Consider the following 24,613-nt stretch of genomic DNA (forward strand, 5'->3'; position numbering starts at 1 on the left):
TCCCGCCGCGTCTGCTTGCGTTGCCCAAGATCTTCGGCGTCACCGAACGTCAGCTGCATCAGAAGTCATCCCGGAGGTGAGGCGGTATTGTCGCCGACAGATGGCGTGTTGTTCAGACCTTCCCTAAAGATCCGCAAGCGCGGTGGCAGCAAGGTGGTGGTGCGGCCCGATGGTCAGGTGGATGCGACGGGGGCAAGTGCCCCTCAACTCGACCAGCCCTTGTTGGTGGCACTGACGCGCGCCTTCTACTGGCAGCAACTGCTGGACGACTGCGTGGTCGGCAGCGGCAGCGAGATTGCCAAACGCGAAGGCCTGCACCACTCGACGGTCAATGAACTGCTACGCCTGACCCTGCTGGAGCCTGCCATCATCCAGACCATCTTGGCAGGCAAACAGCCCCGGTGCATGAGCCTGCTGTGGTTTCAGCGCAATCCGCTGCCGACCGACTGGGTGGCGCAGCGGGAGGTGGTGACGGCGTTTGATGCCTAACCGCTCGCCTTGGTTGACGATGAACCACCGCGCGTAAGTTGTTGATTCGTATAGAGCCAAAATTGCGCCTTACCCGCCGGCCAAACAGAGAAAAGAGACAGATTTGGAGCCGAGAGCACTGAAAACAGGGTTTTTCGGCAGCTGGCCACCCGCAGCGCTGGTGGCCGGAACCCCGCGCCACGCGGGGATTTCAGGCAAGAAAAAGGGCCCGGAGATTATCCGAGCCCTTCAATTTGGTGGAGGTGGCGGGAATCGAACCCGCGTCCGAAGGCACTCCATCCCCGGCACTACATGCTTAGCTCACCGTTGGGTCTCGTCCCGCAGCAGCACGGCGTGCAAAGCGCACCGCAGGACCAGCCTGTTTTGGTTAAGCCGTGACTGACAGGCAGCCATCACAGCCGGTTCCGTGATAATGACCCTACATCCACGAGCACGGGCACAAGTGGGTTCGGGGCTTACGCCTTAAGCGGCGAGAGCGTAGTTGTCGTCGTTGGCAACTAGAGTTTTGCAGCTGGATTAACGAGGAAAGCTACCCCCTCGGCATGCGCCAGGTAATTTCGCGACCCCCGTCGAAGCCAGTGCACCCCCGGGAAGCGTCGATTTCACCGACAACCCCAGTATAGGGGCACCAGTGGCATTCACAAGTGACGCGACCGGTGCGGTTCAGGAACGCAACGGCAGCAGGCGGATTTCGACGCGGCGGTTCATGGCGCGGCCGGCATCGGTGTTGTTGTCGGCGATGGGGAAGCGCTTGCCCAGGCCGATGACTTCGAAGCGTTCGCGCTGCACCCCCTGCGCTTGCAGGTAACTGGCCACCGATTGCGCGCGCTGTTCGGAGATGCGTTGGTTGACCGCATCGCTGCCGATGCTGTCGGTATGGCCGCTGACTTCGACGATGGTCTGGTTGTACTCGCGCAGGGTGCCGGCGATGGTGCTCAGCGAGGGGTAGAACTGCGGCTTGATGTCGGTGCGGTTGAAGTCGAAGGTGACGCCATCCGGCAGGTTGAGCTTGATGACGTCGCCATCGCGGCTGACATCGATGCCGGTACCGGCAGTTTCGCGGCGCAGTTCGGCCTCCTGCTTGTCCTGGTAATTGCCGATGGCACCACCGGCCAGTGCGCCGATGCCCGCGCCCACCATGGCGTGCTGGCGGCGCTCCACCGCACTGTCGCCACTGAGCAAGCCCATGGCAGTGCCGATGGCAGCACCAATCAATGCGCCTTTCTTCGCGCGGGCGTGGTCGTCGCCGGCATTGCCGCCATCGTAGGTGGCACAACCGCCGGCAAACGCCACCAAGCACGTTGCCAGAACCGCCAGCTTGAACCCGTGTGTGTACAGCATGGAAAGCTCCTCGTGGAATGTGCAAATCACGGTTCAGGCTAGACAGCCACGTCTTGCCTGGAGGTGAACGGCAGGCACGGGAATGAGGCTCGGCTGAACAAGCACGGCGTTCGCAACCCGGATCGCCTTTGCTTACGCCAGAGGGGCGTCTGCCAGCAAGGCGACGGCGGCGGCGGCATCCAGCCGCGTATCCCAGCTCCCCATCATCGCCAGGTACAGCAGCTTGTCGAACTCCTCGCCGAAGCGACGCACCACCGCATCCGGGTCCGGGATCAGGCGGGCGTCGGCGATCAGGCCGAAATGTACCCTGCCGCGATAGCTGAGGATCGACAATCCCAGCCCGATCGAACCGGTCTGCGGCACCCAGAACATCATCTCGCGCAAGGCACAACCGGCCATGTACAGCGGCTGCTGGGGCCCCGGCACGTTGGTGGCCACCGCGCTGGCCTTGCGGCTGAACATCTCCAGTGCCAGCTCCTGCACCGGCGCGGGGGCGATGCCCAAGGCCGCCAGCAAGCCATACGCCACGATGGCCTGGCGCGAATGCTTGAGCTGCTGCATGCACTCGGCCACCCGTTCGAGCCGGCGCAACGGATTCTCTTCGCCCACCGGCAGGTCCAGGAACACCAGGCCGAAGTGGTTGCCAAGCTTCTTCGCATGTTCCAGCGGGCGCAGGTTCACCGGCACGGTGGCACGCAGGGTCATGCCTTCCAGGTGTTCGCCGCGGTCCTGCATGTACCCGCGCAATGCCCCGGCGACGGCGGCCATCAGCACGTCGTTGACGGTGCAATCGCAGGCACGCCCCACCGCCTTCACTTCCTCCAGGTCCAGCGGCTCGGCCCAGGCCACGCGCTTGCTCACGCCCAACCGCCCGCGCAGCAGCGAAGGCGGGTCATCCGGCAGGGCAAGGGCATGCACCAGTTCCTTGGCGATTTCGCCGCCTTCCTTCGCCAGCAGGGTCGCCATGGACGGGTCCTGCACCATCGCCATGCCCTGCTCCAGCGCCTTGCCGCCCAGCTTCATGTAGCGCTCCATCGCGCCGACGCGCTGCGCCACCTTGGCGGCTTCGTGCTTGAGCCAGGCCTTGTCCAGCCGCGAGGTCGGGGACGGTTCGCGGCTGGTGTCGGTGAGCGACAGCAAGACCTGCACCAGCGCGATGCCGTCGGCATAGCAATGATGGATGCGCGCCACCAGCGCGGAACCGCCCTGGTAGCGTTCCACCAGATGGAATTGCCAAAGCGGCTTGGAGGCATCCAGCGGACTGGATGCGAGATTGCTGACGAAGCGTTCCAGTGCGCGCTTCTCGGACGCCTTGCCGGGCCGCCCGGGCAGCCCGGACAAACGCACATGCCAGTCGAGATCGAAATGCGCGTCCTCCACCCACTGCACGCCGGTGGCACCGTCGACGGGCTTCTGCCGGAACCGCGCGTAACCCAGGAATCGTTGCCGGATGATGGTCTTCAGCTGTGCCAACGACATCGGGTCGTCGAACATCAACACGCCGGTGATCATCATCGGGTTGGTGGGCCGTTCCATCCGCAGCCACGCGGTGTCGACCTTCGACATCGCCTCGCGCTTCGGGCGCGCGCCCGGTTCGGCGGCGGAGCGCTTCAGGCGCGGCTTCGACGTGGCCATGCAAATTCCCTCCCGGCTTCCCGCTGCGAGTGAATCACGCCGCGCTGCAAACGGTCAACGAGCGGGTTCAGGGCAACGCTGCCGGCAGCGGATATTCGCGCGGGATGCGGTCGTTGAGGCGGGTCAGCACTTCGTAGGCGATGGTGTCGGCTTGCCGGGCCACGTCTTCCACGCTGATGCCCTGCCCGCCCTGCCGGCCGATCAGCACCACGTCGTCACCGTTGTAGGCGGTGCCATCGGGGCCGAGATCGACCATGAACTGGTCCATGCAGACCCGGCCGATGATCGGGTGGCGCTGGCCACGGATCAGCACCTGGCCGCGATTGGACAACGCGCGCGGATAGCCATCGCCGTAGCCCAGCGGAATCGTGGCCACCCGGGTGTCGCAGGCCGCCGTCCAGGTGGCACCGTAGCTGACCGGCTGCCCGGCACGCACGACCTTGAAGTAGACCACCTGCGACAGCAGCGACAATGCCGGCCGCACGACCACGGTGGCGCGCGCGCCGGGGTCCGGCAGCACGCCATACAGCAGGATGCCGGGGCGCACCATGTCCAGCCAGGTGTCCGGAAAATGCAGCACGCCACCGGAATTGGCCAGGTGCCGCAGCGGCATCGGCGCGCCGATCCGGGTGAAGTGCGCGCAGGCCTGGTGGAAACGCTCCAGCTGCAATTGCGTCATCGGCGAAGCAGGATCATCGGCGCAGGCCAGGTGCGAATACACGCCTTTCACCTCGCACCAGTTTGACGCCACCGCCGCCTCGATCATCGCCGCGCACGAATAACTGTGCACGCCGATGCGCTCCATCCCGGTGTCGATCTTCAGGTGCACCACCGCCTTGCGGCCCAATGCCTGCGCCGCTTCCTCGACCTTGCGCAGCTTGTCCAGCGAGGACACCGTGATTTCCAGGTCGTGCTCGATCAACTGCGCCACTTGCCGGCCGAGGATGCCACCCAAAACCAGGATGGGCAGGGTGATGCCCGCGCGTCGCAGGGCGATGCCTTCCTCCACGAACGCCACCCCGAACTGCCCCGCGCCATGCGCTTGCAGGTGCCGCGCCACCGGCACCAATCCGTGGCCATAGGCATTGGCCTTGAGGATGGCCATCACCGGCACGTTCACGTGCGAAGCGATGGCGCGCAGGTTGCCGGCCAGCGCCGGCAGGTCGACCACGATGCGGGTGGGGCGTTCGCTTACGCGGGCGTGCATGGGCTCACTCGAAACTGCCCACCGATTCGTGGGCGAGGTTGTCGAAGCGGGTGTACTCACCGAAGAACCTCAGCTTGAAGCTGTCGGTGGGACCGTTGCGGTGCTTGCCGATGATGATCTCGGCCAGGCCCTTGTCCGGCGAGTTTTCCTTGTTGTAGTACTCGTCGCGGTAGATGAACACGATCATGTCCGCGTCCTGCTCGATCGCGCCGGATTCGCGCAGGTCGGCCATCACCGGGCGCTTGTCGGTGCGTGATTCCAGCGAACGGTTGAGCTGCGACAGCGCGATCACCGGCACGTTCAACTCCTTCGCCAGCCCCTTCAGCGAGCGGCTGATCTCGGAAATCTCGGTGGCACGGTTCTCGTTGTTGCCGGGCACCTGCATCAGCTGCAGGTAGTCGATCACCACCAGCCCCAGGTCATGCTCGCGCTTGAGCCGACGCGCCTTGGCGCGCAGCACCTCGGGCGACAGGCCCGGGGTATCGTCGATGAAGATCTTGACACCATTCATCTGCGCAATCGCGCCGGTCACGCGGCTCCAGTCCTCGTCTTCCAGGTCACCGGTCTTCAGGCGCGTGGCGTTCACCCGGCCCAGCGAGGAAATCAGGCGCAGCGCCAGCTGGGAGGCAGACATTTCCATGGAGAACACCGCCACCGCCTTCTTCGACTTCAGCGCCGCATATTCGGCGATGTTGAGCGCGAAGGTGGTCTTGCCCATCGCCGGACGCGCCGCGAGGATGATCAGGTCGGTGGGCTGCAGGCCCGCCGTCATCCGATCGAAATTGGCGTAGCCGGTCGGCAGGCCGGTGATGCCGCTGCCGTTCTCGGCGCGCTTTTGCAGCACATCGAACGCTTCGCGCAGGGCCACCTTGACCTGGGTGAAATCCTGCTTGCCGCGCGCATGCCCCTCGGCGATCGCGAACACTTCCTTTTCGGCCTTGGCCAGCAGTTCGGTGGAATCGCGGCCTTCCGGCTGGAAACCGTCGTTGACGATGGCGGTACCGACGTCGATGAGCCGGCGCTGGATCGCCTTGTCACGCACGATCTCGGCATAGGCCTTGATGTTGGCCGCGCTGGGCGTGCTGGCGGCCAGTTCCACCAGATAGGCGCCACCGGCCACCTGTTCGCTGATGCCCTGCGAGTCGAACCACTCGCCCACCGTCACCGCATCGCAGGGACGATTCATCTCCACTAGGTCGCGGACTGCGCGATAGATCAGCTGGTGGTCGCGGCGGTAGAAATCCTCTTCCACCAGCTGGTCGGCCACGCGGTCGAATGCGTTCGGGTCCAGCATCAGGCCGCCCAGCACCGCCTGCTCGGCATCCACCGACTGCGGCGGCACGCGCAACTGCTCGATGCGCTGCTCGTTGCGGGTCTGGAAACTGGCATCGGAACGAAACCCCGGCCTTGCATTCATCGCCACCGCAACTCCCCTGCCCGGGCCGGCATCGCCGCCCGATGATTCATGTTCGAAGCCTTGCATCGTAGGCTGCATTCGCGTCGGGGTGTTGCAGACAAGTCACGGGATATCCTGTGGATAACCCATCTCACCGGCTGCGACGGGCACGCGCACCCCGAAAATGCGACGGGCGCCCTGCGGCGCCCGTCGCGACAACCTGGCGGCAAGCAGATCAGGCCGCTTCCGGCACCACCACCACCTTGACCGTGGTGTTGACGTCGGCGTGCAGGTGCACGTGCACTTCGAACTCGCCGGTATGGCGCAGCGGGCCTTCGCCCATCACCACTTCCGCCTTGTGGACGTCCACGCCCAGCTGCTTGGTCAATGCGTCGGCGATTTCACGCGGACCCACCGAGCCGTACAGCTTGCCTTCGGTGGACGCATTGGCGGCCACGGTCACGCTGGCATCGGTCAGCTTGGTCAGGCGGCTGTTGGCGGCATCCAGCGAGGCGGCGGCCTTGGCTTCGTAATCGGCGCGCTTGGCTTCGAACTCGGCCAGGTTGGCCGGGGTGGCCGGCACAGCCTTGCCCTGCGGCACCAGGTAGTTGCGGCCGTAGCCCGGCTTCACGGTGACCTTGTCACCCAAGCCGCCGAGGTTGGTCACTTTCTGCAGGAGGATCAGTTGCATGGTGTTGCTCCGTATTCGTTAGCGGCGCGCGATGCGCCGCAACGGTTGCTGTCCGAATGGACGGGGTTCATTGACTGACGCACGGCCTGCAAAGGTGTGGCCAAGAGCGGGATGGCGCGCGTCCGACCGACGACAACGCCACACCGAGCAGGCGAAGCATCAGATGTTGTGGTTGTCGGTGTACGGAATCAGGGCCAGGAAGCGGGCGCGCTTGACGGCGGACTGCAACTGGCGCTGGTACTTCGACTTGGTGCCGGTGATGCGGCTGGGCACGATCTTGCCGGTCTCGGTCAGGTACTGGCGCAGGGTGTTGAGATCCTTGTAATCGATCTCGGTCACGCCTTCGGCGGTGAACTTGCAGAACTTGCGGCGGCGGAAGAACTTGGACATGTCGGCTCCTTAAGCGGCTTCGGCGGATTCGTTATCGCCAGTGCCCACGGCACTGTCGCTCTCGTCGTCGCGGCGGCGACGCTCGGGCTTGTCGCTCTTCTCGTCCTTGTTCTTCATGATCAGGGACTGCTCGGTCACCGCGTCGTCGCGGCGCATGACCAGATGGCGCAGGATCGCGTCGTTGAAGCGGAAGGTGTCGACCAGCTCGTCCAGCACGGCCTGCTCGGCCTCGATGTTCAGCAGCACGTAGTGCGCCTTCACCAGGTTCTGGATCGGGTACGCCAGCTGGCGGCGGCCCCAGTCTTCCAGGCGGTGAATCTTGCCGTTGCCGGCCTCGATGGCGCCCTTGTAGCGCTCGATCATCGCCGGGACCTGTTCGCTCTGGTCCGGATGGACCAGGAACACGATTTCGTAGTGACGCATGGTGGTTTCCTTGTGGATGGCGGCAGGCAGGATGCCCGCCGGGCAGCCCTCGGCCACCTGCCGCTGCGGGCGACAGGCGCGTTCGGGCAAGACTCCCGCAAGCGGGAGCCGGCCATTATGGCCAATCAAAGCCACACGCGCAAATCAGCCCATCCGCGCGCGGCCGCAGGGGCCCTGCCCGGCGGCGCCCGGCGCTAACCGGCGGGCCGCAGCAACCGCTGCAGCAAGGCCAGGTAGAGCTCCGGCAGTCGCTCCAGGTCGGACAAGCGCACATGCTCATCGACCTTGTGGATGCTGGCGTTGACCGGGCCGATCTCGATGCACTGCGCACCCAGCGGGGCGATGAAGCGGGCATCGGAAGTGCCGCCGCCGGTGCTTTCCTCGGGCATGTGGCCTGCGAACTGCGCCAGCACCTCGCGCGCCGCCGCACGCAGCGGGCCTTCCGGGGTGTGGAACGGCTCGCCGCTGCGGTGCCAGCAGAGATCGAAATCCAGCCCATGCGCGCGCAGGATCGCCTCGCATTCGGCCTCCAGCCGCGCCGCATCCCAATGCGGGTTGTAGCGCAGGTTGAACAACACCTGCAGCTCGCCCGGGATGACGTTGTTGGCACCGGTGCCGGCGTGGATGTTGCTGATCTGCAAGCTGGTCGGCGGGAAGCTCTCAAAGCCGTCGTCCCAGCGGCGCGCCGCCAGGTCGGCCAAGGCCGGGGCGGCCTGATGGACGGGGTTGCGCGCCTTCTCCGGATAGGCCACATGGCCCTGCACGCCGCGCACGGCCAGGGTAGCGGACAGGCTGCCGCGCCGGCCGACACGCAACAGGTCGCCCAGCACGTCCTTCGACGACGGCTCGCCGGTGATGCACCAGTCGATGCGCTGGCCGCGCGCGCGGAACACCTCCGCCACCCTGCGCACGCCATCGATGGCATCGCCCTCTTCGTCCGACGTCAGCAACAGCGCCACCGTGCCCGGATGGTCCGGATGGGCGGTGACAAAGCGTTCCAGCGCGATGACGAACGCGGCAACACTGCCTTTCATGTCGGCCGCGCCGCGGCCGTACAACAACCCGTCCAATGTCACCGGCGTGAACGGCTCCGACCCCCATTCCTCCAGCGGCCCGGGCGGCACCACGTCGGTATGGCCCAGCAATACCAGCACCGGGCCACCGCTGCCGTGGGTGGCCCAGAGGTTGTCCACCGAACCGTAGCGCAGGTGTTCGATGGCGAAGCCGGCCGCACGCAGGCGCGCCGCGATCAGCGGCTGGCAACCGGCATCGTCCGGGGTGATGGAGCGTCGGGCGATCAACTGGCAGGTCAGTGCGAGCACATCACTCACGCGCCGACTCCGAACAGCTTCTTGAAGCCATTGTCGGAAAAGCCCTGCGCGACGGAGCCATCGTCCAGCACCACCACCGGCCGCCGGATCAGCTGCGGATATTCCCTCAGCAGCAGCTTCCACTCGGCATCGCTGCCCGGCGTCTTGCGATTCGGCGGCAGCTGCCGCCAGGTGGTGGAGGACTTGTTGATGAGCGCGTCCCAGCCGCCCACCGCGTCCTTCCACGCCAACAGCGTCTCCGGCGCCTGCCGCACGTCGCGGTAGTCCACGAACGCATGCTCGACCCCGAACCGCTTCAGCCAGTTGAGCGCCTTCTTGCAGGTATCGCAGTTGTTCAATCCGTACAGCGTTGCGGCCATGTCAGCGCTTCACCACCGGCAGTTCGATGTAGCTGGGATTATCCGCCGAATGATGGATCGCGTTGTCGGCCACCACTGCCTCGCGTTCGGTTTCGTTGGGACCGCCGGTATTGAGGTTGCGGGCGAATTTGGGGAAGTTGGAGCTGGTGATCTCCACACGGATGCGGTGGCCCTTGCCGAACTGGATCGAGGTGGTGATCGGCGTGGGCTTGAGCGTGTATACCGTGCCCGGCTGCATCAACTCCGGTGTCACGTAGCTGTTGCGGTAGCGCGCGCGCAGGATGGTGTCGCCGACGATCCAGGCAGTGCCGTCGGTGTCCACGTCGACCAGCTTCACCGCGAAGTCGGTGTCCTTGGCGCTGGAGGAGACCTTCAGCACCGCATCGACAAAGCCAGTCACTTCCATCGGCGCATCCAGCGGCGCGCTGGTATAGACCAGCACGTCGTGGCGCGATTCGATCTGGCGCTGGTCGAACGCCCCCGGGATGACCACGCCGCCGTTGCAGCAGTCGCCACCACCGATGGTCTGCACCGGGTTGGCCGGGTCGTAGCGATAGCTGTCCTTCGGCTCCGCGGCAGCGGGGGCCTCAAACGACAGCACGCCGTCGCCGTACATCGAATTGGCATTGCCGTTCGAACGCAGGTACATGCGCACCGGCTGCGCCGCCTTCGGCGGCCACTGCGCGTCAGCCTGCCAGCGGTTGGCACCCATGGTGAAGTAGCGCACATGCGGCGTGTCGGCCGCGAACGCCTTGGGCTGGCCCTTCAGCCAGCGATCGAAGAACGCCCAGATCTGCGCATCCACCGGGAAGCTGGCATCGCCCATGTCGCGGTCGCCGACCTTGTAGTCCTTGCCCAGCCGCGCGAACTGGCAGTGCGGGTTCGGCCCTACCACCACGTACTGGTTGGCGCTGGCTTCCTTGTCGGAATTGACGCTGCGGGCGTGGTTGTAGAGCCCCATGTTGGGGCCGATCGACACGTCGTACCAGATGTTGAACCACAGCGCCGGCACGCCCCAGCCCATCGAGTCGTCGTACAGGCCGCCGGTCTTCCACGCCGGGTCGCCCGGGCCGCGCGCGATCTGGGTTTCGAAGGTGCCGGCCGGCTCGCCCAGCGAGGACAGCAGGCTGGCGTACGGCAGGTGCCAGATGTGCTTCTTCCATTCGATGTCGGGTTTCTTGGCGTCGAGGTCGTTGTACTGCGCCACCCGCGCGCGCATCGGCCCGGTCAGGTCCTGCGGCAGCTGCGCGCGCAGGGGGTTGTCCACGCCGTACATCCAGATCGCGAACAGGGTGCGCGGCACGCCGCCGGTGTAGAAGTTGCCCTGCTCCGAGAACGGGCCGACCTTGCCGATGCCCGCGCCCGACGCCATCGGCACCATTGCCGCATGCGCCGGATGGTTCATCGCCGCCAGCGCCAGCTGCCACTCGGCCGACGACGAGCAGCCCAGCGTGCCCACCTTGCCGTTCGACCACGGCTGCTTGGCAATCCAGCTCAGGGTGTCGTAGCCGTCGGTCTGCGGGTAGCCGAGGATCTCGTACTTGCCCTGGCTGAAATAGCGGCCGCGTTCGTTCTGCACGATGAAGGCATAGCCGTTGCGCACCGCCTCCAGCGCGAAACGCGCAGTGCTGCCGCTGACGACATGCTCGTTGTACGGCGTCTTCCACAGCACCGTGGGCAACGGGCCGGTGGCACCCTTCGGCCGCCAGATGTTGGTGGACAGGCCCACGCCATCGCGCATCGGCACCAACAGCGCGGTCTCGCTGTCGGACAACGAAGCCAATTCGGCGCGCAGGCCGTCATCGCTGTAGCGCGACAGGTTCTGCGCGGACTGCGCGGAGGTCGCCGCCAGCGCGGCGACCAGCAGGGTGGCGAGCAACGACGTCTTCATGGAGAACCTCCTCGAGGGCAACCCGGGTTGTTTGACACATCCGACGGGAGGTGCCCCCCGCCGGACGTCATGCGCAGCGAGACCGCCGTCGCGGCAACGGCGCTCAGTCGGCCAGGCCGCGCAGCAGCTCGTTGACGCTGGTCTTGCTGCGGGTCTTTTCGTCGACCTGCTTGACGATCACCGCGCAGTACAGCGAATGGCTGCCGTCGGCCGCAGGCAGCGAGCCCGACACCACCACGCTGCAGGGCGGCACGCTGCCGTAGCTGACTTCGCCGGTCATGCGGTTGTACACGCGCGTGCTCTGGCCGAGGAACACGCCCATGCCGACCACGCTGTGGTGGCCGACCACGAAGCCTTCCACCACTTCCGAGCGCGCACCGATGAAGCAGTGGTCCTCGATGATGGTGGGACCGGCCTGCAGCGGCTCCAGCACGCCGCCGATGCCGACGCCGCCGGACAGGTGGCAGCCCTTGCCGATCTGCGCGCAGCTGCCGACGGTGGCCCAGGTATCGACCATCGTGCCCTCGCCGACATACGCGCCGATGTTGACGAAGCTCGGCATCAGCACCACGTCCTTGCCGATGTGGCTGCCCGCGCGCACCACCGCGCCCGGCACCACGCGCGCGCCCAGCGCGCGGAACGCGGCCTCGTCGAAACCGGCGAAGCGCGCCGGCACCTTGTCCCAGAACGGCGCGGGTGCGGCGTCCATCACCTGCATGTCCTGGGTGCGGAAATACAGCAGCACGGCCTTCTTCAACCACTGGTTGACCCGCCAGCCGCCGTTGCCGTCGGGCTCGGCCACGCGCAGCTCGCCGCTTTCCAGCCCGGCGATCGCCGCGTCCACGGCGGGCCGCACACGCGCGGCGATCTCGTCGGCGCCGAGCTCGGCGCGGCGCTCCCAGGCGTCATCGAGGGTGGCGCGCAGGGCGTCGGTTGCGGGCAGGCTCATCGTGGTTCTCCGTCGAGGGCGGCCAGCAGCGCATCACGCAAGGCGTCACGACGCGCGGCAGCAAGGGGGTGGTTGTGTTCGTCGCTGACCAGCAGCAGGTCTTCGGCGCGCGCGCCGAAGGTGGCGATGCGCGCATCGTGCACGCGCAGGTGCTGCTCGCGCAGCACCCGTGCCACGTCGGCCAGCAGGCCGGGGCGGTCGGTGCAGATCAGGCCGATGCGGGTGCCACCGGCGATCTCGGTGAAATCCAGTTGCGGGGCGATCCGGAAATGCTGGAGATGCTGCGGCTGGCGGCGGCGCACCGGGCGCATCTGCGACAGGTCGCCGGCCAGCGCGCGCGCCAGCGATTCGGCGAGGCGTGCCGGCTCCGGTGCCATGCGGGCATCCACCGGCAACACGTGGAAGGTGTCGAAGATGGTGCCGTCCGGGCCGTCCAGCACCCGCGCCTGCAGCACGCTCATGCCCAGCCGGTCCAGGGTGATCACGATGGCGGCGAACAGGCCGTCCTGGTCCGGCATGTGGATCAGCAAGTCCAGCCCGTCGCGGCCATCCCGGCCCGGCATGGCGCGCGCCGCGACCACCGCGTCACCGGCCTGCGCGGCTTGCAGCGCGGCGGCGTGCCAGGCGATCTGGTCGGGCCGGCTGCGCAGGAAATTCTCGGCCGGCATGCGCGCGAACATCGCATCGATGCCCTGCTCGGCATGGCCTTCGGCCACCAGTAGCTCGCGCGCGGCCGCGCGGTTCTCGGCGATGCGTTCGGCGGCCGCCACCGGCTGCCCCAGCCCGCGCCGCAGCGCCAGCCGGGTGGCGGTGTGCAGGTCGGCCAGCAACCGGTCCTTCCAGCTGTTCCAGAGCTTGGGCGACGTGCCGGCAATGTCGGCGCAGGTCAGCAGGTAGAGGGAGTCCAGCCGCTGGCGGTCGGCCACCACCTCGGCGAAATGGTGGATGACCTCGGGGTCGGTGATGTCCTGCTTCTGTGCGGTGGTGGACATCAGCAGGTGGTGCTGCACCAGCCACTCCACCAACGCGGTATCGGCTTCCGACAACTCATGGGCTGCGCAGAAGGCCCGCGCATCGACCGCACCCAGGCGCGAATGGTCGCCGCCACGCCCCTTGCCGATGTCGTGGAACAGGCCCGCCAGCAGCAGCAGTTCCGGCTTGCGCAACGACGGCCATACCTGATGGGCGATGGCGAAGCGCGGGTCGGGCTCGCCACTGGCGAAGCCGGCCATGTTGCGCAGGACCGCGAGGGTGTGTTGATCGACCGTGTAGACATGGAACAGGTCGAACTGCATGCGCCCGGAGACTTGCTGGAATGCCGGGATCCAGCGTGCCAGCACGCCGGCACGCGCCATCCGCTCCAGCGTGGCCACCGGCTGCGGGCCGCGCAGCAGTTGCAGGAACGCCTCGCGCAGCGCCGCGTCGGCATCGCCGTACGCCGGCACCTGCGCCAATTCCTGCGCCAGTTCGCGGGCGGTTTCCGAGTGCAGGCCACGCAGCGTGGCATCCCCCGCCCAGGCCGCGAACAGGGCGAAGATGTGCGCCGGGGCCTGCTGCAACCAGCCCGGTTCACGCGCCGCCAGATAGCCGCCACGGCGCTCGAAATGCGCATCGATGGGCTCCGGGGCGGCCACGCCGTCGAAGAGTTCGTCGAAGCGCTGCAGCAGGCGATCACCGATCCGGCGCACTACCGCGGCGCTGCGGTAGAACCCCTGCATCATTTTCTCGACCGCCAACGCATCGGCATCGTCGTGGTGGCCCAATCGCGCCGCCAGCAGCTTCTGGTAATCGAACCGCAGCCGTTCCTCGCGCCGCCCGGCCACCAGGTGCAGGCCGTAGCGCAGCTGGCACAACGCGCGGCGCTCGCGTTCCAGCGCCGCCGCTTCGTCCCAGCCCAGACGCCCCAGTTCGATCAGGCGGTCCAGCCGGTGCACGCCGAAGCTGCGCAGCGCCAGCCACCCCAGTGTCTGCAGATCGCGCAGGCCACCGGGGCCGTCCTTCACGTTGGGTTCGAGGTTGTCGGAGGTATCGCCGAAGCGCGCATGCCGCAGCCGCAGCTCTTCGCGCTTGGTATCGAAATACGCCTGCGCCGGCCACACCCGCGCCGGTGCCAACGCCTCCTGCAGGGCGTCCAGGGTGGCGGCATCGGCCTGCAACCCGCGGGCTTCGATCAGCGCGGTCAGCACGGTCTGGTCGGCCGCCGCCGCCGTGCATTCCTCCAGCGAGCGCACCGCCTGGCTGGCGGCCAGGCCGGCATCCCACAGCAGCGCCACGAAACGGGCCAGCGCCGGTTGCCACGCCACCTGCGCCGGGGGCGCGGCCAGCACCAGCAGGTCGATGTCGGACTGCGGAAACAATTCGCCACGCCCGTAACCGCCCACCGCGAACAACGCCAGCGGCGCGGCGGGCAGAATGCAGCGCTGCCACGCCGCACGCACCTGCACGTCCACCGCGCGGGCGCGCAGGGCGATCAGCCGGTCCGCGCGCGCGCCGGCATCGAAGCGTCGTGCCAGCCGTGCGTCCGCCTGTGCCAGGGCGGAACGCGCAGCGACGGCCCAGGCCGCATCTCCCGCCGCATCCGCCGTGCCCATGTTCACGGCCAGTCGTTGTCGTCGCCCGGCACGCGGGTCAGGATCTCCGCGCCATCCCGGGTAACCACCACCGTGTGCTCCCACTGCGCCGACAATTTGCGGTCCTTGGTGACCACCGTCCAACCGTCCGGCAGCACCCGGGTGTGGCGTGCGCCCTCGTTGATCATCGGCTCGATGGTGAAGGTCATGCCTTCCTGCAGGATCACGCCCTCGCCGGGACGGCCGTAGTGCAGCACCTGCGGTTCATCGTGATAGATCTTGCCGATGCCGTGGCCGCAGTACTCGCGCACCACCGAGAAGCGGTGGCTTTCCGCATGGCTCTGGATGGCATGGCCGACATCGCCCAGCGTGGCGCCCGGCCGCACCGCGCGGATGCCGCGGAACATCGCCTCGCGGGTGACCTCCACCAACCGTTTGGCCATCACCGACGGCGTGCCGACGATGTACATGCGGCTGGTGTCGCCATGCCAACCGTCCTTGATGACGGTGACGTCGATGTTGACGATGTCGCCATCCCGCAACACCTTGGCTTCGCTGGGAATGCCGTGGCAGATCACGTTGTTGACCGAGGTGCACACGGTCTTGGGATAGCCGCGATAGCCGACGTTCGCCGGGATCGCGCCCTGCACGTTGACGATGTGGTCGTGGCAGATGCGGTCGAGCTCCTCGGTGGTCACGCCCGCCTTCACGTACGGGGCCACCACTTGCAGCACTTCGGCGGCCAGGCGGCCGGCAATGCGCATTTTCTCGATCTCGGCGGGGGTTTTCAGATTGATAGTCATTTGCCGATTATCGCGCATTGTGCCGGCGGCAACAGCGAACCATCGCATAGAATCCAGTCACCCCGTCTCCGCAGGCTGTCCATGGACCCCATCCTCGTCGGCAAAGCCATCACCACCGAAACCAGTGGCAACGTGAACCTGCTGCCCAAATACGGCAATCGCCACGGGCTGGTGGCCGGTGCCACCGGCACCGGCAAGACGGTCACCTTGATGACCTTGGCGGAAGGTTTTTCCCGCATTGGCGTGCCGGTGTTTCTGGCCGACGTGAAGGGCGACGTGGCCGGCCTGGCCATGCCCGGCGCACTGAATGAAAAATTGCAGGCCCGCATCGCGCAACTGGGCATTGCCGATTACAAGAACGAGGCGGCCCCCGTGGTGTTCTGGGACTTGTGGGGCAAGGCCGGGCATCCGGTGCGCACCACCGTCAGCGAGATGGGCCCCACCCTGCTGGGCCGCATCCTCGAACTCAACGACACCCAGGCCGGCGTGCTGGACATCGTGTTCAAGCTGGCCGACGACCGCGGCCTGCTGTTGCTGGACCTGGCCGATTTCCGCGCCCTGCTGAACCTGATTGCCGAAGAACGCCAGGACATCAGCACCCGTTACGGACTGGTGAGCAATCAGTCGATCGGCGCCATCCAGCGCGCGCTGCTGCGGCTGGAGCAGGAAGGCGCCAACATGTTCTTCGGCGAACCGGCGCTGGCATTGGCCGACCTGATGCGGGTGAACTACGACGGCCGCGGGGTGGTCAACATCCTAGCCGCCGACCAATTGATCCTGAAGCCCAAGCTGTATTCCAGCTTCCTGCTGTGGCTGCTGTCGGAATTGTTCGAAACCCTGCCGGAAGTGGGCGATCTGGACAAACCCAAGCTGGTGTTCGTGTTCGACGAGGCGCACCTGTTGTTCAGCGATGCCCCGCCCGCGTTGCAACAGCGCATCGAACAGGTGGTGCGGCTGATCCGTTCCAAGGGCGTGGGCGTGTATTTCTGCTCGCAGTTCCCGGACGATATTCCCGGCAACATCCTCGGCCAGTTGGGCAACCGCGTGCAGCACGCGCTGCGCGCGTTCACCCCGCGTGACCAGAAAGCCTTGAAGACCGCTGCGGAAACCTTCGTCAGCAACCCGAATCTGGACGTGGCCAATGCCATCGGCCAACTGGGCGTGGGCGAGGCACTGGCCTCGATGTTGCTGGACAAAGGCGTGCCGATGCCGGTGGAAAAAACCTTGATCGCCCCGCCGCGTTGCCGCATGGGTGCGATTACCGAAGCCGAGCGCGCGCAGGTGCGTGCCGGCAGCCCGGTGGGCAGCAAATACGACACCGCCATCGACCGCGAATCGGCCGCCGAGCTGCTGGCCAAGAAAGCCGAGGCCAAGGCCGAACAGGCGCAAGCGCCGCAAGCCCGCACGCAGGAAGATGACCAGGCCGACAACAGCCACGGCTTCGGCGATGCGGTGAAGGATGCATTGTTCGGCACCAAACGCCGGCAAGGCATGATCGAAAGCATGGCCAAGCAGACCGCACGCACGGTGGGCAGCCAGGTAGGCCGGCAAATCATCCGCGGCCTGCTGGGTGGCATCTTCGGCGGACGGCGCTGACCTCCCACTTTCCCTCAGGTTGCACCCACGAGCCCGTCCATGCGTACACGCCCATTCCCGTCATTCGCCCTCGCCACCGCCCTGTTGCTTGCAGGTTGCGGCAAGGCCCCGCCCGCCCCCCCGCAACCGCCGGCACCACCGGCACCGCCCGCACCGGTGGCCGCCAGCACGCCGGCCCCGGCCACCCCGCCACAAACCTTCGGCGTGGCCAATTTCGCCGGCGTGTTCAGCGGCACCCTGCCGTGCGCGGACTGCCCCGGCATCGACACCACCCTGACCCTGAAAACCGACGGCGGTTACCTGCTGCATTCGGTGTACCGCGAACGCAATGCGTCCTTCGACGAGCAGGGCAGTTGGATGGTGGAGCAGTCCGACCACACCGTCCGTCTGCAGCCCGAAGGCGATGGCGCGAGGGAAACGCGCTACCAGATCGTGGCCAAGGATGAAATCCGCATGACGGACACGCAAGGCAAGCCGATCGCCAGCACGCTGGATTACAGCCTGCGCCGTCAGTAAGTACGGGCACGCGGCACGATGGCCCACTCCGCCCACCCGATGGCGGCCCGCCGGCAGTCGCTGCGCGACATCGCCCTGTACCCGTTGCGGGGCGATGCGTTGCTGGCACTGTGCGTGTTCACCCTGGTGGGCATGCTGGCATGGTTGCCAGGTGCCGGCTGGGTGTTCGCGTTCATCACTTATTTCGCCGCGTACAAATACGCATTCGAGCTGTTGCTGGCCACCGGCAACGGACATGATGCCCCGCCCATCCTGGTGGTGGACGCCCCCACTGGCGCGGTCTGGCGGCTGCTGGCCGTCCTTCTGGTACTGCTGGCCGTCGGGCTGTATTGCCGCCATGCCGGCATGCCCGGCACGGCATTGTTGTTGCTGGCGGCATTCGCGTGGTTGCAGCCGGCCCTGCTGCTGACCCTGGCCACCGGGGATGGCCTGTGGCGGGCGCTGAACCCGGCCACCGCCTGGCAGATGGCCAACCGCATCGGAGCCCCGTATTTCGCGGTGATGACGGGCTTGTTCCTGTTCCAGGCGCTGCCTTTGGTGGCCGGCAAGGTACTGGTGCCATACCTGCCCGGCTTCGCGGCAGCACTGCTGGTGGATGCAGCGTTTTATTGGGGATTATTCGCCAGCTTCCATCTGCTGGGCTGCGTGCTGTATCGCTACCACGAAGCACTGGGCCATGTGCCGGCGCGTCATCAAGAGGCGCTGTCCACACCCAAGGCACGAGATCAGGCACTGCTGGAACACGCCGCACGCATCGCCACGCAAGGCGATCCGCAAGCGGCGCTGGCGCTCCTGCGCGAAACCATGCGGGAACGTGCCGTCGGGCTGGACGTGCACGCGCGTTACCGGCAACTGCTGCTGGAAACCGGCGATGCCACGACTGCAGAGACGCACGCGGGCCACTTCCTCACCGTCTTGCTGCTGGAAAAACACGAGCGACGCGCCTTGGGCTTGCTGCACGAAATCATGGCCATCAACCCGGGCTTCACCCTGCCAGACCCAGGGCAGGGCCACATGCTGGCAGTCCGGGCCCGCGATGCCGGCCAATTCCGGCTGGCGGTATCGATCTGGCAGGCCTTGCTGCGTGCCGACCCGCGCCATCCCCAGGCCCCGCAATGGGCACTGCACGCCGCGCAACTGCTGCAGCACCAGCTGGGTGCCCCTGCCGATGCAGCCACGGTGCTGCGCAGCGCATGCGAATCCTGCCGCGAGGATGCCCAGCGCGCGAAGCTGGAAGCCGCGCTGGCCTTGCTGCCCACGGAAGATGCCCCATGAGCCGCTGGCGTCCGCCCGCCGAAAAAAGCACCGCCCTGATCACCCGCGCCGGACATTCGCGGCTGAAGGCCGAGCTGGATGAGCTGTGGCGGGTACGTCGCCCGGAGGTGGTGAAGGCGCTGGCCGCCGCTGCCGCCGAGGGCGACCGTTCGGAGAATGCCGAATACACCTACCGCAAGAAGCAGTTGGGCGAGATCGACCGCCGCGTGCGCTACCTCAGCAAGCGGCTGGAAGTGTTGAAGGTGGTGGAGGATGCACCGGCCGACCGCGATGCGGTGTACTTCGGCGCGCAGGTGGAGCTGGAGAACATCGACAACGGCGAGATCGCCCGTTATCGCATCGTCGGGCCCGACGAAACCGACGCCAAGCTGGGCTGGATCAGCATCGATGCACCACTGGCGCGGGTGCTGCTGAAGAAGCGCGTGGACGACGAATTCGACGTGCAATTGCCGGCCGGCAAGGTGCAGTTCGCGATCATCGCCGTCCGCTATCCCGGCGACTGAAACGCTCAGGCGCGCAGCGCGTCGAACTCCGGGTGCCGGCGCATCCACACGTCGGCATACGAGCATTGCGGCTCCACTTGCAAGCCGTGGTCACGCGCATGTTCCAATGCGGCGCGCACCAGTGCCGCAGCGATCCCGCGCCCGCCAATGGCCTCCGGCACGATGGTGTGGGTGATGACGATGCGCCCCGCACCCGTTTCGTAATCGACGTGGGCCAGATGGCCATCGACTTCGGTGCTGAATTGATGCGCGGCGGCGTCGTGAAGGATCGTGCCCATGAAGGAACTCCGGAAAATCAGCCCAACAGGCTGCGGGTGAAGTGGCCCAGGATCGCCGGCTGCAACAGCACCGTGAACAACACGCCGTAGGCGGCACCCCACAGGTGCGCGCTGTGGTTCACATTGCCTTGCCCGCGCCGGTCCATCCACACGCTGTAACCCACGTACAAAATGGCGAACAAGAACGCCGGGATGGGCAGCGGGATGGGGAAGATGATGAGCTTGGTCCACGGGTCGAACAGGATCGCCGCGAACAACACCGCCGACACCCCGCCGGATGCACCCAGGCTGCGATAGTTGGCATCGCGCTGGTGCTTGATGAAGGTGGGCAGGATCGAGACGACGATGGCCGACAGGTAGAACAGCACGAACCCCAGCGGCGTGATCCATGCAGAAAACACCCGCTCCACCGCACTGCCGAACGACCAGAACGTGATCATGTTGAACAGCAGGTGCATCCAGTCGGCATGCACGAAACCGTAGGTCAGCAGGCGGTCGTACTGGCGGTTGCGCTGCACGGCGGGCGGCCACAGCAGCAGCCGGCCCAGCAGGCGTTGGTCATTGAAGCCGCGCCAGCTCACCAGCACGGTGATGGCGACGATCACGAGGGTGAGCGACATTCCTCAGACCTCTTGCCGGTGCGTCTGCGTCATGCCCATTCGCTCAGGCCCTCGCGTTCGTACAAGGTCTTGAACGTGGGCCGCGCCTTCATCCGCTGCGCCAAGGCCAGCAATTCCGGCTGGTCGGTGGCCGGCACCGGCGAATTACGCGACCAGCGCATCAACATCACCAGATAGAAATCCGCCACGCAGGGCGCATCGCCCAGCAGGTACGGGCCGTGGGCGGCCAGGTGCGCGCCGATGCGCTGCCAATGCGCCGCCAGCCGCTGGGCAACGCGTGCATGCACGGCGTCGCTATTGGCCTCGCCGGCCACTTCAGCCGGGTACCACCACTGCCGCAGCAAAGGCTGCACTTCGTTGGCCAGATCGAACATCCATTGCAGGAAATCCAGCCGGCGCGGATCGGCCACGGGCGGCGCGAACCCCGCCTGCGGATGTGCCTCCGCCAACCACAGCGCCAGCGCGGCGGCCTCGTGCTGCGGTTTTCCATCCACCACCAGCGTCGGTACCACGCCATTGGGGTTCAGCGCCAGATAGTCCGGCGATTTTTGCGCACGGCTGGAAAAATCCACCAACCGCAGTTCGTACGGCAGGTCCAGTTCGATCAACAGCCAATGCACCAGGAAGCTGGCGGAACCGGGGGCGAAGTAGAGCTGCATCGTCATGGCGGCACCTGCTGCGGGAAAGCCGGCATTTTCCCATACATCCCCGTCAACACGGCGTGACTTTGGGCAGGCCGGCGCGGCGCGGTCGTTGGGCTACCATCCATGGATCGAACGGAGATCCCCATGCGCCCCACCTTGTTTGCGCTTGCCCTGCTGGCCACCACGCCGCTGCTGGCCAGCGCCGCCAAACCCGAGCTGTCCACCCTGGCCGAACGCACGGGCTACCAGCAAACCGGCCGCTATGACGAAGTGATCGCGCTGTGCGAGGCCTACCAGCAAGCCTTCCCGAAGGCGGTGCGCTGCTTCGACTTCGGCATCAGCCCGCAGGGCCGGCCGATGAAGGCGCTGGCGGTGTCCACCAGTGGCGCATTGACCGCCGAAGACGCCAAGGCCCGGAACATCCCGGTGGTGCTGGCACAGGGCGGCATCCACGCCGGCGAGATCGACGGCAAGGACGCCGGCTTCGGGCTGCTGCGCGATTTGCTGCAAGGCAAAGTGGGCAAGGGGCTGCTGGACAAGCAGGTGTTCTTGTTCGTGCCGGTGTTCAACGTGGATGGCCACGAAAACTTCAAGGCCTGGAACCGCCCCAACCAGCGCGGCCCGGCGGAAATGGGTTTTCGCGTCACCGCCCAGCGTTACAACCTCAACCGCGATTACGTGAAGGCCGATGCGCCGGAAATGCGCGCAATGCTGGCCTTGGTCAATGCATGGGATCCGCTGGCCACGCTGGACCTGCACGTCACCGACGGCGCCAAATTCCGCCACGACATTTCCGTCACCGGCGACCCGGTGAACGTGGGTGATGCCGAACTGCGCAGCGCCGGCAAGGCACTGCGCGACGGCATCATCGCGCGGCTGCAACAGCAGGGTTCGCAGCCGGTGGATTTCTACCCCAGCTTCGCCGGCTATGACGACCCGGCCAGCGGCTTCATCGAAACCGCCTACACCCCGCGGTTTTCCAGCGGCTATTTCCCGCTGCGCAACCGGCTGGTGATGTTGATCGAAACCCATTCCTGGAAAACCTACCCGGTGCGCGTGCGCAGCACTTACAACGCGTTGCTGGACACGCTGGAGCTGGTGGCCCGGCACGGCAGCCAGTGGCGGCAAGCCGAGCTGGATGCCGATACCCGCGCCGCACAGCTGGCCGGCCAGCCCGTCGCGCTGGACTACAAGACCACCGACGCCAAACGCATCATCAATTTCCTGGGCTATGCCTACAAACGCGTGCCGTCGGAGATTTCCGGCAGCGACATGGTGGTGTACGACGAGCGCACGCCGCAGCTGTGGATGCTGCCACTGCGCGACACCATCGTGCCCGGCCTCAGCGTGAACGCACCCAAGGGCGGCTATCTGGTGCCGGCGGAACATGCCGCGCAAGTGGGCGAAGCGTTGCGCCTGCACGGCATCGACTTCCGCACACTGGAAACCCCGCTGGCCAATGCCGCCGTGCAAGCCTTCGATGCCGACAGCGTGAAATTTTCCGCAGCCCCCGTCGAAGGCCACCAGCGCACCACCCTGAGCGGCCAATGGACTTCCACCACCGCCAATCTGGTGGCCGGTGCCCTGTTCGTGCCCATCGCGCAGCCCAAGGCGCGCCTGTTGATGGCCATGCTGGAACCGCAAGCACCGGATTCCATCGCCGCGTGGGGTGGCTTCAACAACAGCTTCGAACGCAAGGAATACATGGAAGCCTACGTGGCCGAGGAACAGGCGCGGTTGATGCTGGCCAAGGATCCGGCGCTGAAAGCCGAGTTCGATGCCAAACTGAAGGCGGATCCGGCCTTTGCCAAGGACCCGATGGCGCGGCTGGATTTCTTCGCCCGCCGCCATCCGGCCTGGGACAAGGGTTACAACCGCTATCCGGTGCTGCGCAGCGACGTGGCCCCGTAAAGGAAGACCCGCATGCAACGACCGGCCAGCCTGACCTTGATCGCAGCGGGCCTCGCCCTGCTGGCGGGCCTGTACCTGTGGCCGGCATCACCGCCAATCGATCCCGGCCAGCGCAAGGCCCCCGACATCGCGCGGGACACCGGCACCGGCCTGCCCACCTTCCTGCCCTCCGAAGCCCACGCCACCATCTCCCTGATCCGGCGTGGCGGACCGTTTCCGCACCGGCAGGACGGCCAGGTGTTCGGCAATCGCGAAGGCCACCTGCCACGGCAGCCGCGTGGCTGGTACCGCGAGTACACTGTGGACACTCCCGGCGCACGCGACCGCGGTGCCCGGCGCATCGTCACCGGGGGGCAGCCGCCGCGCGCGTGGTATTACAGCGATGACCACTATGCGCACTTCCGCCGCTTCGAGGTGCCGGGAAACCCGCCATGATCGATGACGAAAGCACCACCCTGGACCTCGACGACCCCCGTCTGGCCGGGGTGTTCTTCGTCACCGAGGACGATCTTCCCACCCTGGAATCCGCCGCACTGGATGCCGAACTGCTGGTACGCCGCATCGACCTGCAAGGTTGCGAGGACAAAACCACCCTGCTCTCGCGGCTTGCCGATGCCCTGGCCACGCCATCGACGCAAGGGCGCAACTGGGATGCCTTGAGTGACCAGCTGCGCGATTTGTCGTGGTTGCCGGCCCCCGGCTACACCTTGCTGTTCTCCAATACCCATGCCCTGCGCGACGCCGACGAAACCGCATTCGACACCCTGCTGGACATCCTCGATGCCACCACCGTGGACTGGCAGGAACGCAATATCGCGTTCTGGGCCTTCCTTGCCCTGCCCGACACCGATTTCCCGCCGCTGGACTGAATGCGCGCGCCGCTGCCGCGTTAGCATGGCGGCATGAACCCGTTCCTGCACTTCCGTGCCGCCACCGCCGCCGACACCACCGCCATCGTGCAACTGGTGGAATCGGCCTATCGCGGCGATGCCAGCCGCGCCGGCTGGACCACCGAAGCCGATTTCCTGGACGGCCGCCGCACCGGCACGGATGACGTGGCCGCCTGCCTGGCCCGCCCGCGCAGCCGCATCCTGCTGGCCGAGCGCGACGGCGCGCTGCTGGCCTGCGCGCACGTGGCCGAAGAAGACGGCTGCGGTTATTTCGGCATGTTCGCGGTGCAACCCGGCCTGCAAGGCACCGGCATCGGCAAGCTGGTGCTGGCCGAATGCGAGCGCATCGCCCGCGACGACTGGCAACTGCCGGCGATGCGGATGACCGTGATCGACATCCGCGATGAGCTCATCGCGTTTTACCAGCGCCGTGGCTACCACCGCACCGGCGTGTTCAAACCATTCCCGTACGGCGATGCGCGTTTCGGCCTGCCCCTGCGCGATGACCTGCGTTTCGAAATCCTGGAAAAACCCCTGCCCGAGGACATCCCCGCATGAGCGCGGCCTGGACCTATGTCTGCACCACAGCCGAGCTGCTGCCCGGCGAGATGAAAGTCGCTTTCGACGATGCCACCGGCACGCCGATCGCCGTGTTCAACCTGGACGGCATGTTCTATGCATTGGAAGACCAGTGCACGCACGAGGATTTCGAGCTCTCCGCCGGCCATTTCGATGCCGCCTCCGGACAGGTGGAGTGCGTGCTGCACGGGGCGAAGTTCGATGTCCGTGAAGGCACCGCATTGTGCGCACCCGCCTACGAACCGGTGGCCAAGTTCCCGGTGAAGGTGGAAGACGGCAAGGTCTACGTGCGCGATGACCGCCACTGACCACGCCCGCGGGGGTGC

At 66.5% G+C, this 24,613-nt stretch carries 26 protein-coding genes and 1 other RNA gene; 10 read left to right on the forward strand and 17 right to left on the reverse strand.

The annotated features are described in order from the left end of the window. Positions 1–489: hypothetical protein (locus ACE3OK_RS05395; RefSeq protein WP_374248535.1), on the forward strand; the 489-nt coding region annotated here is incomplete at its 5' end. Positions 490–723: 234 nt separating this feature from the next. Here the strand turns inward: ACE3OK_RS05395 and ssrA are convergent. The 14 genes from ssrA to map all read right to left on the reverse strand — a co-directional run bounded on the left by ssrA (position 724) and on the right by map (position 15,475). Continuing rightward, positions 724–1,077, reverse strand: a transfer-messenger RNA (tmRNA) gene (gene ssrA / locus ACE3OK_RS05400). 75 nt (positions 1,078–1,152) lie between these two features. Beyond that, positions 1,153–1,830 (reverse strand): OmpA family protein, encoded by a 678-nt coding sequence (locus ACE3OK_RS05405; protein ID WP_374248536.1) that lies wholly within the window; start codon positions 1,828–1,830, stop codon positions 1,153–1,155. A 132-nt stretch (positions 1,831–1,962) separates the two neighbouring features. Continuing rightward, a complete protein-coding gene (locus ACE3OK_RS05410; protein ID WP_374248537.1) occupies positions 1,963–3,465 on the reverse strand; it encodes a wax ester/triacylglycerol synthase family O-acyltransferase in 1,503 nt (500 codons plus the stop codon). A 67-nt stretch (positions 3,466–3,532) separates the two neighbouring features. Continuing rightward, on the reverse strand, positions 3,533–4,672 hold the full coding sequence (gene alr, locus ACE3OK_RS05415; protein ID WP_374248538.1) for an alanine racemase: 1,140 nt from the start codon (positions 4,670–4,672) through the stop codon (positions 3,533–3,535). A 4-nt stretch (positions 4,673–4,676) separates the two neighbouring features. Then, positions 4,677–6,089 (reverse strand): replicative DNA helicase, encoded by a 1,413-nt coding sequence (locus ACE3OK_RS05420; RefSeq protein WP_374248539.1) that lies wholly within the window; start codon positions 6,087–6,089, stop codon positions 4,677–4,679. A gap of 214 nt (positions 6,090–6,303) precedes the next feature. After that, positions 6,304–6,759 carry a 50S ribosomal protein L9 gene (gene rplI, locus ACE3OK_RS05425; protein WP_374248540.1) on the reverse strand — a complete coding sequence of 152 codons (456 nt, stop codon included), beginning with the start codon at positions 6,757–6,759 and terminating at the stop codon, positions 6,304–6,306. Between the two features lie 159 nt (positions 6,760–6,918). Then, a complete protein-coding gene (gene rpsR / locus ACE3OK_RS05430; RefSeq protein ID WP_187552058.1) occupies positions 6,919–7,149 on the reverse strand; it encodes a 30S ribosomal protein S18 in 231 nt (76 codons plus the stop codon). A 9-nt stretch (positions 7,150–7,158) separates the two neighbouring features. Continuing rightward, positions 7,159–7,572 (reverse strand): 30S ribosomal protein S6, encoded by a 414-nt coding sequence (gene rpsF, locus ACE3OK_RS05435; protein ID WP_374248796.1) that lies wholly within the window; start codon positions 7,570–7,572, stop codon positions 7,159–7,161. A 194-nt stretch (positions 7,573–7,766) separates the two neighbouring features. Continuing rightward, positions 7,767–8,903 (reverse strand): succinyl-diaminopimelate desuccinylase, encoded by a 1,137-nt coding sequence (gene dapE, locus ACE3OK_RS05440; RefSeq protein ID WP_374248541.1) that lies wholly within the window; start codon positions 8,901–8,903, stop codon positions 7,767–7,769. Further along, positions 8,900–9,262: a Spx/MgsR family RNA polymerase-binding regulatory protein gene (locus ACE3OK_RS05445; RefSeq protein WP_374248542.1), complete on the reverse strand. Its 363-nt coding sequence runs from the start codon at positions 9,260–9,262 to the stop codon at positions 8,900–8,902. The genes dapE and ACE3OK_RS05445 overlap by 4 nt, the downstream gene beginning before the upstream one ends. 1 nt (position 9,263) lies before the next feature. Continuing rightward, on the reverse strand, positions 9,264–11,153 hold the full coding sequence (locus tag ACE3OK_RS05450; RefSeq protein WP_374248543.1) for a CocE/NonD family hydrolase: 1,890 nt from the start codon (positions 11,151–11,153) through the stop codon (positions 9,264–9,266). A gap of 103 nt (positions 11,154–11,256) precedes the next feature. Further along, the gene (gene dapD, locus ACE3OK_RS05455; RefSeq protein WP_374248544.1) at positions 11,257–12,102 is read right to left on the reverse strand and encodes a 2,3,4,5-tetrahydropyridine-2,6-dicarboxylate N-succinyltransferase; all 846 of its coding nucleotides are present in this window, start codon (positions 12,100–12,102) and stop codon (positions 11,257–11,259) included. Then, a complete protein-coding gene (gene glnD, locus ACE3OK_RS05460) occupies positions 12,099–14,693 on the reverse strand; it encodes a [protein-PII] uridylyltransferase (protein WP_374248797.1) in 2,595 nt (864 codons plus the stop codon). Before glnD ends, dapD begins: the two co-directional genes overlap by 4 nt. Positions 14,694–14,695: 2 nt before the next feature. Beyond that, positions 14,696–15,475, reverse strand: coding sequence for a type I methionyl aminopeptidase (gene map / locus ACE3OK_RS05465; protein ID WP_374248545.1), 780 nt, complete (start codon positions 15,473–15,475; stop codon positions 14,696–14,698). 81 nt (positions 15,476–15,556) lie between these two features. Here map and ACE3OK_RS05470 point away from each other — a divergent pair, with 81 nt between their 5' ends. Genes ACE3OK_RS05470 through greB form a run of 4 tightly spaced genes read left to right on the forward strand, consistent with a single transcriptional unit; the run spans position 15,557 to position 19,365 of the window. Further along, a complete protein-coding gene (locus ACE3OK_RS05470) occupies positions 15,557–17,071 on the forward strand; it encodes a helicase HerA-like domain-containing protein (RefSeq protein WP_374248546.1) in 1,515 nt (504 codons plus the stop codon). A 39-nt stretch (positions 17,072–17,110) separates the two neighbouring features. Continuing rightward, positions 17,111–17,587 (forward strand): copper resistance protein NlpE, encoded by a 477-nt coding sequence (locus tag ACE3OK_RS05475; RefSeq protein WP_374248547.1) that lies wholly within the window; start codon positions 17,111–17,113, stop codon positions 17,585–17,587. A gap of 18 nt (positions 17,588–17,605) precedes the next feature. Beyond that, positions 17,606–18,862: a hypothetical protein gene (locus ACE3OK_RS05480; protein ID WP_374248548.1), complete on the forward strand. Its 1,257-nt coding sequence runs from the start codon at positions 17,606–17,608 to the stop codon at positions 18,860–18,862. Further along, the gene (greB, locus tag ACE3OK_RS05485; protein WP_374248549.1) at positions 18,859–19,365 is read left to right on the forward strand and encodes a transcription elongation factor GreB; all 507 of its coding nucleotides are present in this window, start codon (positions 18,859–18,861) and stop codon (positions 19,363–19,365) included. The genes ACE3OK_RS05480 and greB overlap by 4 nt, the downstream gene beginning before the upstream one ends. 5 nt (positions 19,366–19,370) lie before the next feature. On the opposite strand, the gene ACE3OK_RS05490 is transcribed toward greB, so the two are convergent. The 3 genes from ACE3OK_RS05490 to ACE3OK_RS05500 are packed head-to-tail and all read right to left on the reverse strand — an operon-like array spanning position 19,371 to position 20,928. Continuing rightward, positions 19,371–19,643 carry a GNAT family N-acetyltransferase gene (locus ACE3OK_RS05490; RefSeq protein ID WP_374248550.1) on the reverse strand — a complete coding sequence of 91 codons (273 nt, stop codon included), beginning with the start codon at positions 19,641–19,643 and terminating at the stop codon, positions 19,371–19,373. Positions 19,644–19,660: 17 nt separating this feature from the next. Further along, entirely contained in the window at positions 19,661–20,263 is a 603-nt protein-coding gene (locus tag ACE3OK_RS05495) for a rhomboid family intramembrane serine protease (protein ID WP_374248551.1), read from the reverse strand. Positions 20,264–20,292: 29 nt separating this feature from the next. After that, on the reverse strand, positions 20,293–20,928 hold the full coding sequence (locus ACE3OK_RS05500) for a glutathione S-transferase family protein (protein WP_374248552.1): 636 nt from the start codon (positions 20,926–20,928) through the stop codon (positions 20,293–20,295). Positions 20,929–21,051: 123 nt separating this feature from the next. Here ACE3OK_RS05500 and ACE3OK_RS05505 point away from each other — a divergent pair, with 123 nt between their 5' ends. The 5 genes from ACE3OK_RS05505 to ACE3OK_RS05525 are packed head-to-tail and all read left to right on the forward strand — an operon-like array spanning position 21,052 to position 24,595. Continuing rightward, positions 21,052–22,818: a M14 family metallopeptidase gene (locus ACE3OK_RS05505; RefSeq protein WP_374248553.1), complete on the forward strand. Its 1,767-nt coding sequence runs from the start codon at positions 21,052–21,054 to the stop codon at positions 22,816–22,818. A 12-nt stretch (positions 22,819–22,830) separates the two neighbouring features. Further along, positions 22,831–23,253, forward strand: coding sequence for a ribonuclease domain-containing protein (locus ACE3OK_RS05510; protein WP_374248554.1), 423 nt, complete (start codon positions 22,831–22,833; stop codon positions 23,251–23,253). Beyond that, complete coding sequence (locus ACE3OK_RS05515; protein WP_374248555.1) at positions 23,250–23,687, forward strand: barstar family protein; 438 nt, start codon at positions 23,250–23,252, stop codon at positions 23,685–23,687. Before ACE3OK_RS05510 ends, ACE3OK_RS05515 begins: the two co-directional genes overlap by 4 nt. Positions 23,688–23,720: 33 nt before the next feature. Then, complete coding sequence (locus ACE3OK_RS05520; protein ID WP_374248556.1) at positions 23,721–24,266, forward strand: GNAT family N-acetyltransferase; 546 nt, start codon at positions 23,721–23,723, stop codon at positions 24,264–24,266. Continuing rightward, positions 24,263–24,595 (forward strand): non-heme iron oxygenase ferredoxin subunit, encoded by a 333-nt coding sequence (locus ACE3OK_RS05525; protein WP_374248557.1) that lies wholly within the window; start codon positions 24,263–24,265, stop codon positions 24,593–24,595. Before ACE3OK_RS05520 ends, ACE3OK_RS05525 begins: the two co-directional genes overlap by 4 nt. Positions 24,596–24,613: the final 18 nt, after the last annotated feature.

This window comes from Thermomonas sp., from assembly GCF_041905325.1.
GTDB lineage: Bacteria > Pseudomonadota > Gammaproteobacteria > Xanthomonadales > Xanthomonadaceae > Thermomonas.

What these genes read in the sequence shown, in the direction of transcription:
- ACE3OK_RS05405 (WP_374248536.1), bottom strand. Translation starts at nt 1,830, where the DNA reads ATGCTGTACACACACGGGTTCAAGCTGGCGGTTCTGGCAACGTGCTTG.
- ACE3OK_RS05410 (WP_374248537.1), bottom strand. Translation starts at nt 3,465, where the DNA reads ATGGCCACGTCGAAGCCGCGCCTGAAGCGCTCCGCCGCCGAACCGGGC.
- alr (WP_374248538.1), bottom strand. Translation starts at nt 4,672, where the DNA reads ATGCACGCCCGCGTAAGCGAACGCCCCACCCGCATCGTGGTCGACCTG.
- ACE3OK_RS05420 (WP_374248539.1), bottom strand. Translation starts at nt 6,089, where the DNA reads ATGAATGCAAGGCCGGGGTTTCGTTCCGATGCCAGTTTCCAGACCCGC.
- rplI (WP_374248540.1), bottom strand. Translation starts at nt 6,759, where the DNA reads ATGCAACTGATCCTCCTGCAGAAAGTGACCAACCTCGGCGGCTTGGGT.
- rpsR (WP_187552058.1), bottom strand. Translation starts at nt 7,149, where the DNA reads ATGTCCAAGTTCTTCCGCCGCCGCAAGTTCTGCAAGTTCACCGCCGAA.
- rpsF (WP_374248796.1), bottom strand. Translation starts at nt 7,572, where the DNA reads ATGCGTCACTACGAAATCGTGTTCCTGGTCCATCCGGACCAGAGCGAA.
- ACE3OK_RS05445 (WP_374248542.1), bottom strand. Translation starts at nt 9,262, where the DNA reads ATGGCCGCAACGCTGTACGGATTGAACAACTGCGATACCTGCAAGAAG.
- ACE3OK_RS05450 (WP_374248543.1), bottom strand. Translation starts at nt 11,153, where the DNA reads ATGAAGACGTCGTTGCTCGCCACCCTGCTGGTCGCCGCGCTGGCGGCG.
- dapD (WP_374248544.1), bottom strand. Translation starts at nt 12,102, where the DNA reads ATGAGCCTGCCCGCAACCGACGCCCTGCGCGCCACCCTCGATGACGCC.
- glnD (WP_374248797.1), bottom strand. Translation starts at nt 14,693, where the DNA reads ATGGGCACGGCGGATGCGGCGGGAGATGCGGCCTGGGCCGTCGCTGCG.
- map (WP_374248545.1), bottom strand. Translation starts at nt 15,475, where the DNA reads ATGACTATCAATCTGAAAACCCCCGCCGAGATCGAGAAAATGCGCATT.
- ACE3OK_RS05470 (WP_374248546.1), top strand. Translation starts at nt 15,557, where the DNA reads ATGGACCCCATCCTCGTCGGCAAAGCCATCACCACCGAAACCAGTGGC.
- ACE3OK_RS05475 (WP_374248547.1), top strand. Translation starts at nt 17,111, where the DNA reads ATGCGTACACGCCCATTCCCGTCATTCGCCCTCGCCACCGCCCTGTTG.
- ACE3OK_RS05480 (WP_374248548.1), top strand. Translation starts at nt 17,606, where the DNA reads ATGGCCCACTCCGCCCACCCGATGGCGGCCCGCCGGCAGTCGCTGCGC.
- greB (WP_374248549.1), top strand. Translation starts at nt 18,859, where the DNA reads ATGAGCCGCTGGCGTCCGCCCGCCGAAAAAAGCACCGCCCTGATCACC.
- ACE3OK_RS05490 (WP_374248550.1), bottom strand. Translation starts at nt 19,643, where the DNA reads ATGGGCACGATCCTTCACGACGCCGCCGCGCATCAATTCAGCACCGAA.
- ACE3OK_RS05495 (WP_374248551.1), bottom strand. Translation starts at nt 20,263, where the DNA reads ATGTCGCTCACCCTCGTGATCGTCGCCATCACCGTGCTGGTGAGCTGG.
- ACE3OK_RS05500 (WP_374248552.1), bottom strand. Translation starts at nt 20,928, where the DNA reads ATGACGATGCAGCTCTACTTCGCCCCCGGTTCCGCCAGCTTCCTGGTG.
- ACE3OK_RS05505 (WP_374248553.1), top strand. Translation starts at nt 21,052, where the DNA reads ATGCGCCCCACCTTGTTTGCGCTTGCCCTGCTGGCCACCACGCCGCTG.
- ACE3OK_RS05510 (WP_374248554.1), top strand. Translation starts at nt 22,831, where the DNA reads ATGCAACGACCGGCCAGCCTGACCTTGATCGCAGCGGGCCTCGCCCTG.
- ACE3OK_RS05515 (WP_374248555.1), top strand. Translation starts at nt 23,250, where the DNA reads ATGATCGATGACGAAAGCACCACCCTGGACCTCGACGACCCCCGTCTG.
- ACE3OK_RS05520 (WP_374248556.1), top strand. Translation starts at nt 23,721, where the DNA reads ATGAACCCGTTCCTGCACTTCCGTGCCGCCACCGCCGCCGACACCACC.
- ACE3OK_RS05525 (WP_374248557.1), top strand. Translation starts at nt 24,263, where the DNA reads ATGAGCGCGGCCTGGACCTATGTCTGCACCACAGCCGAGCTGCTGCCC.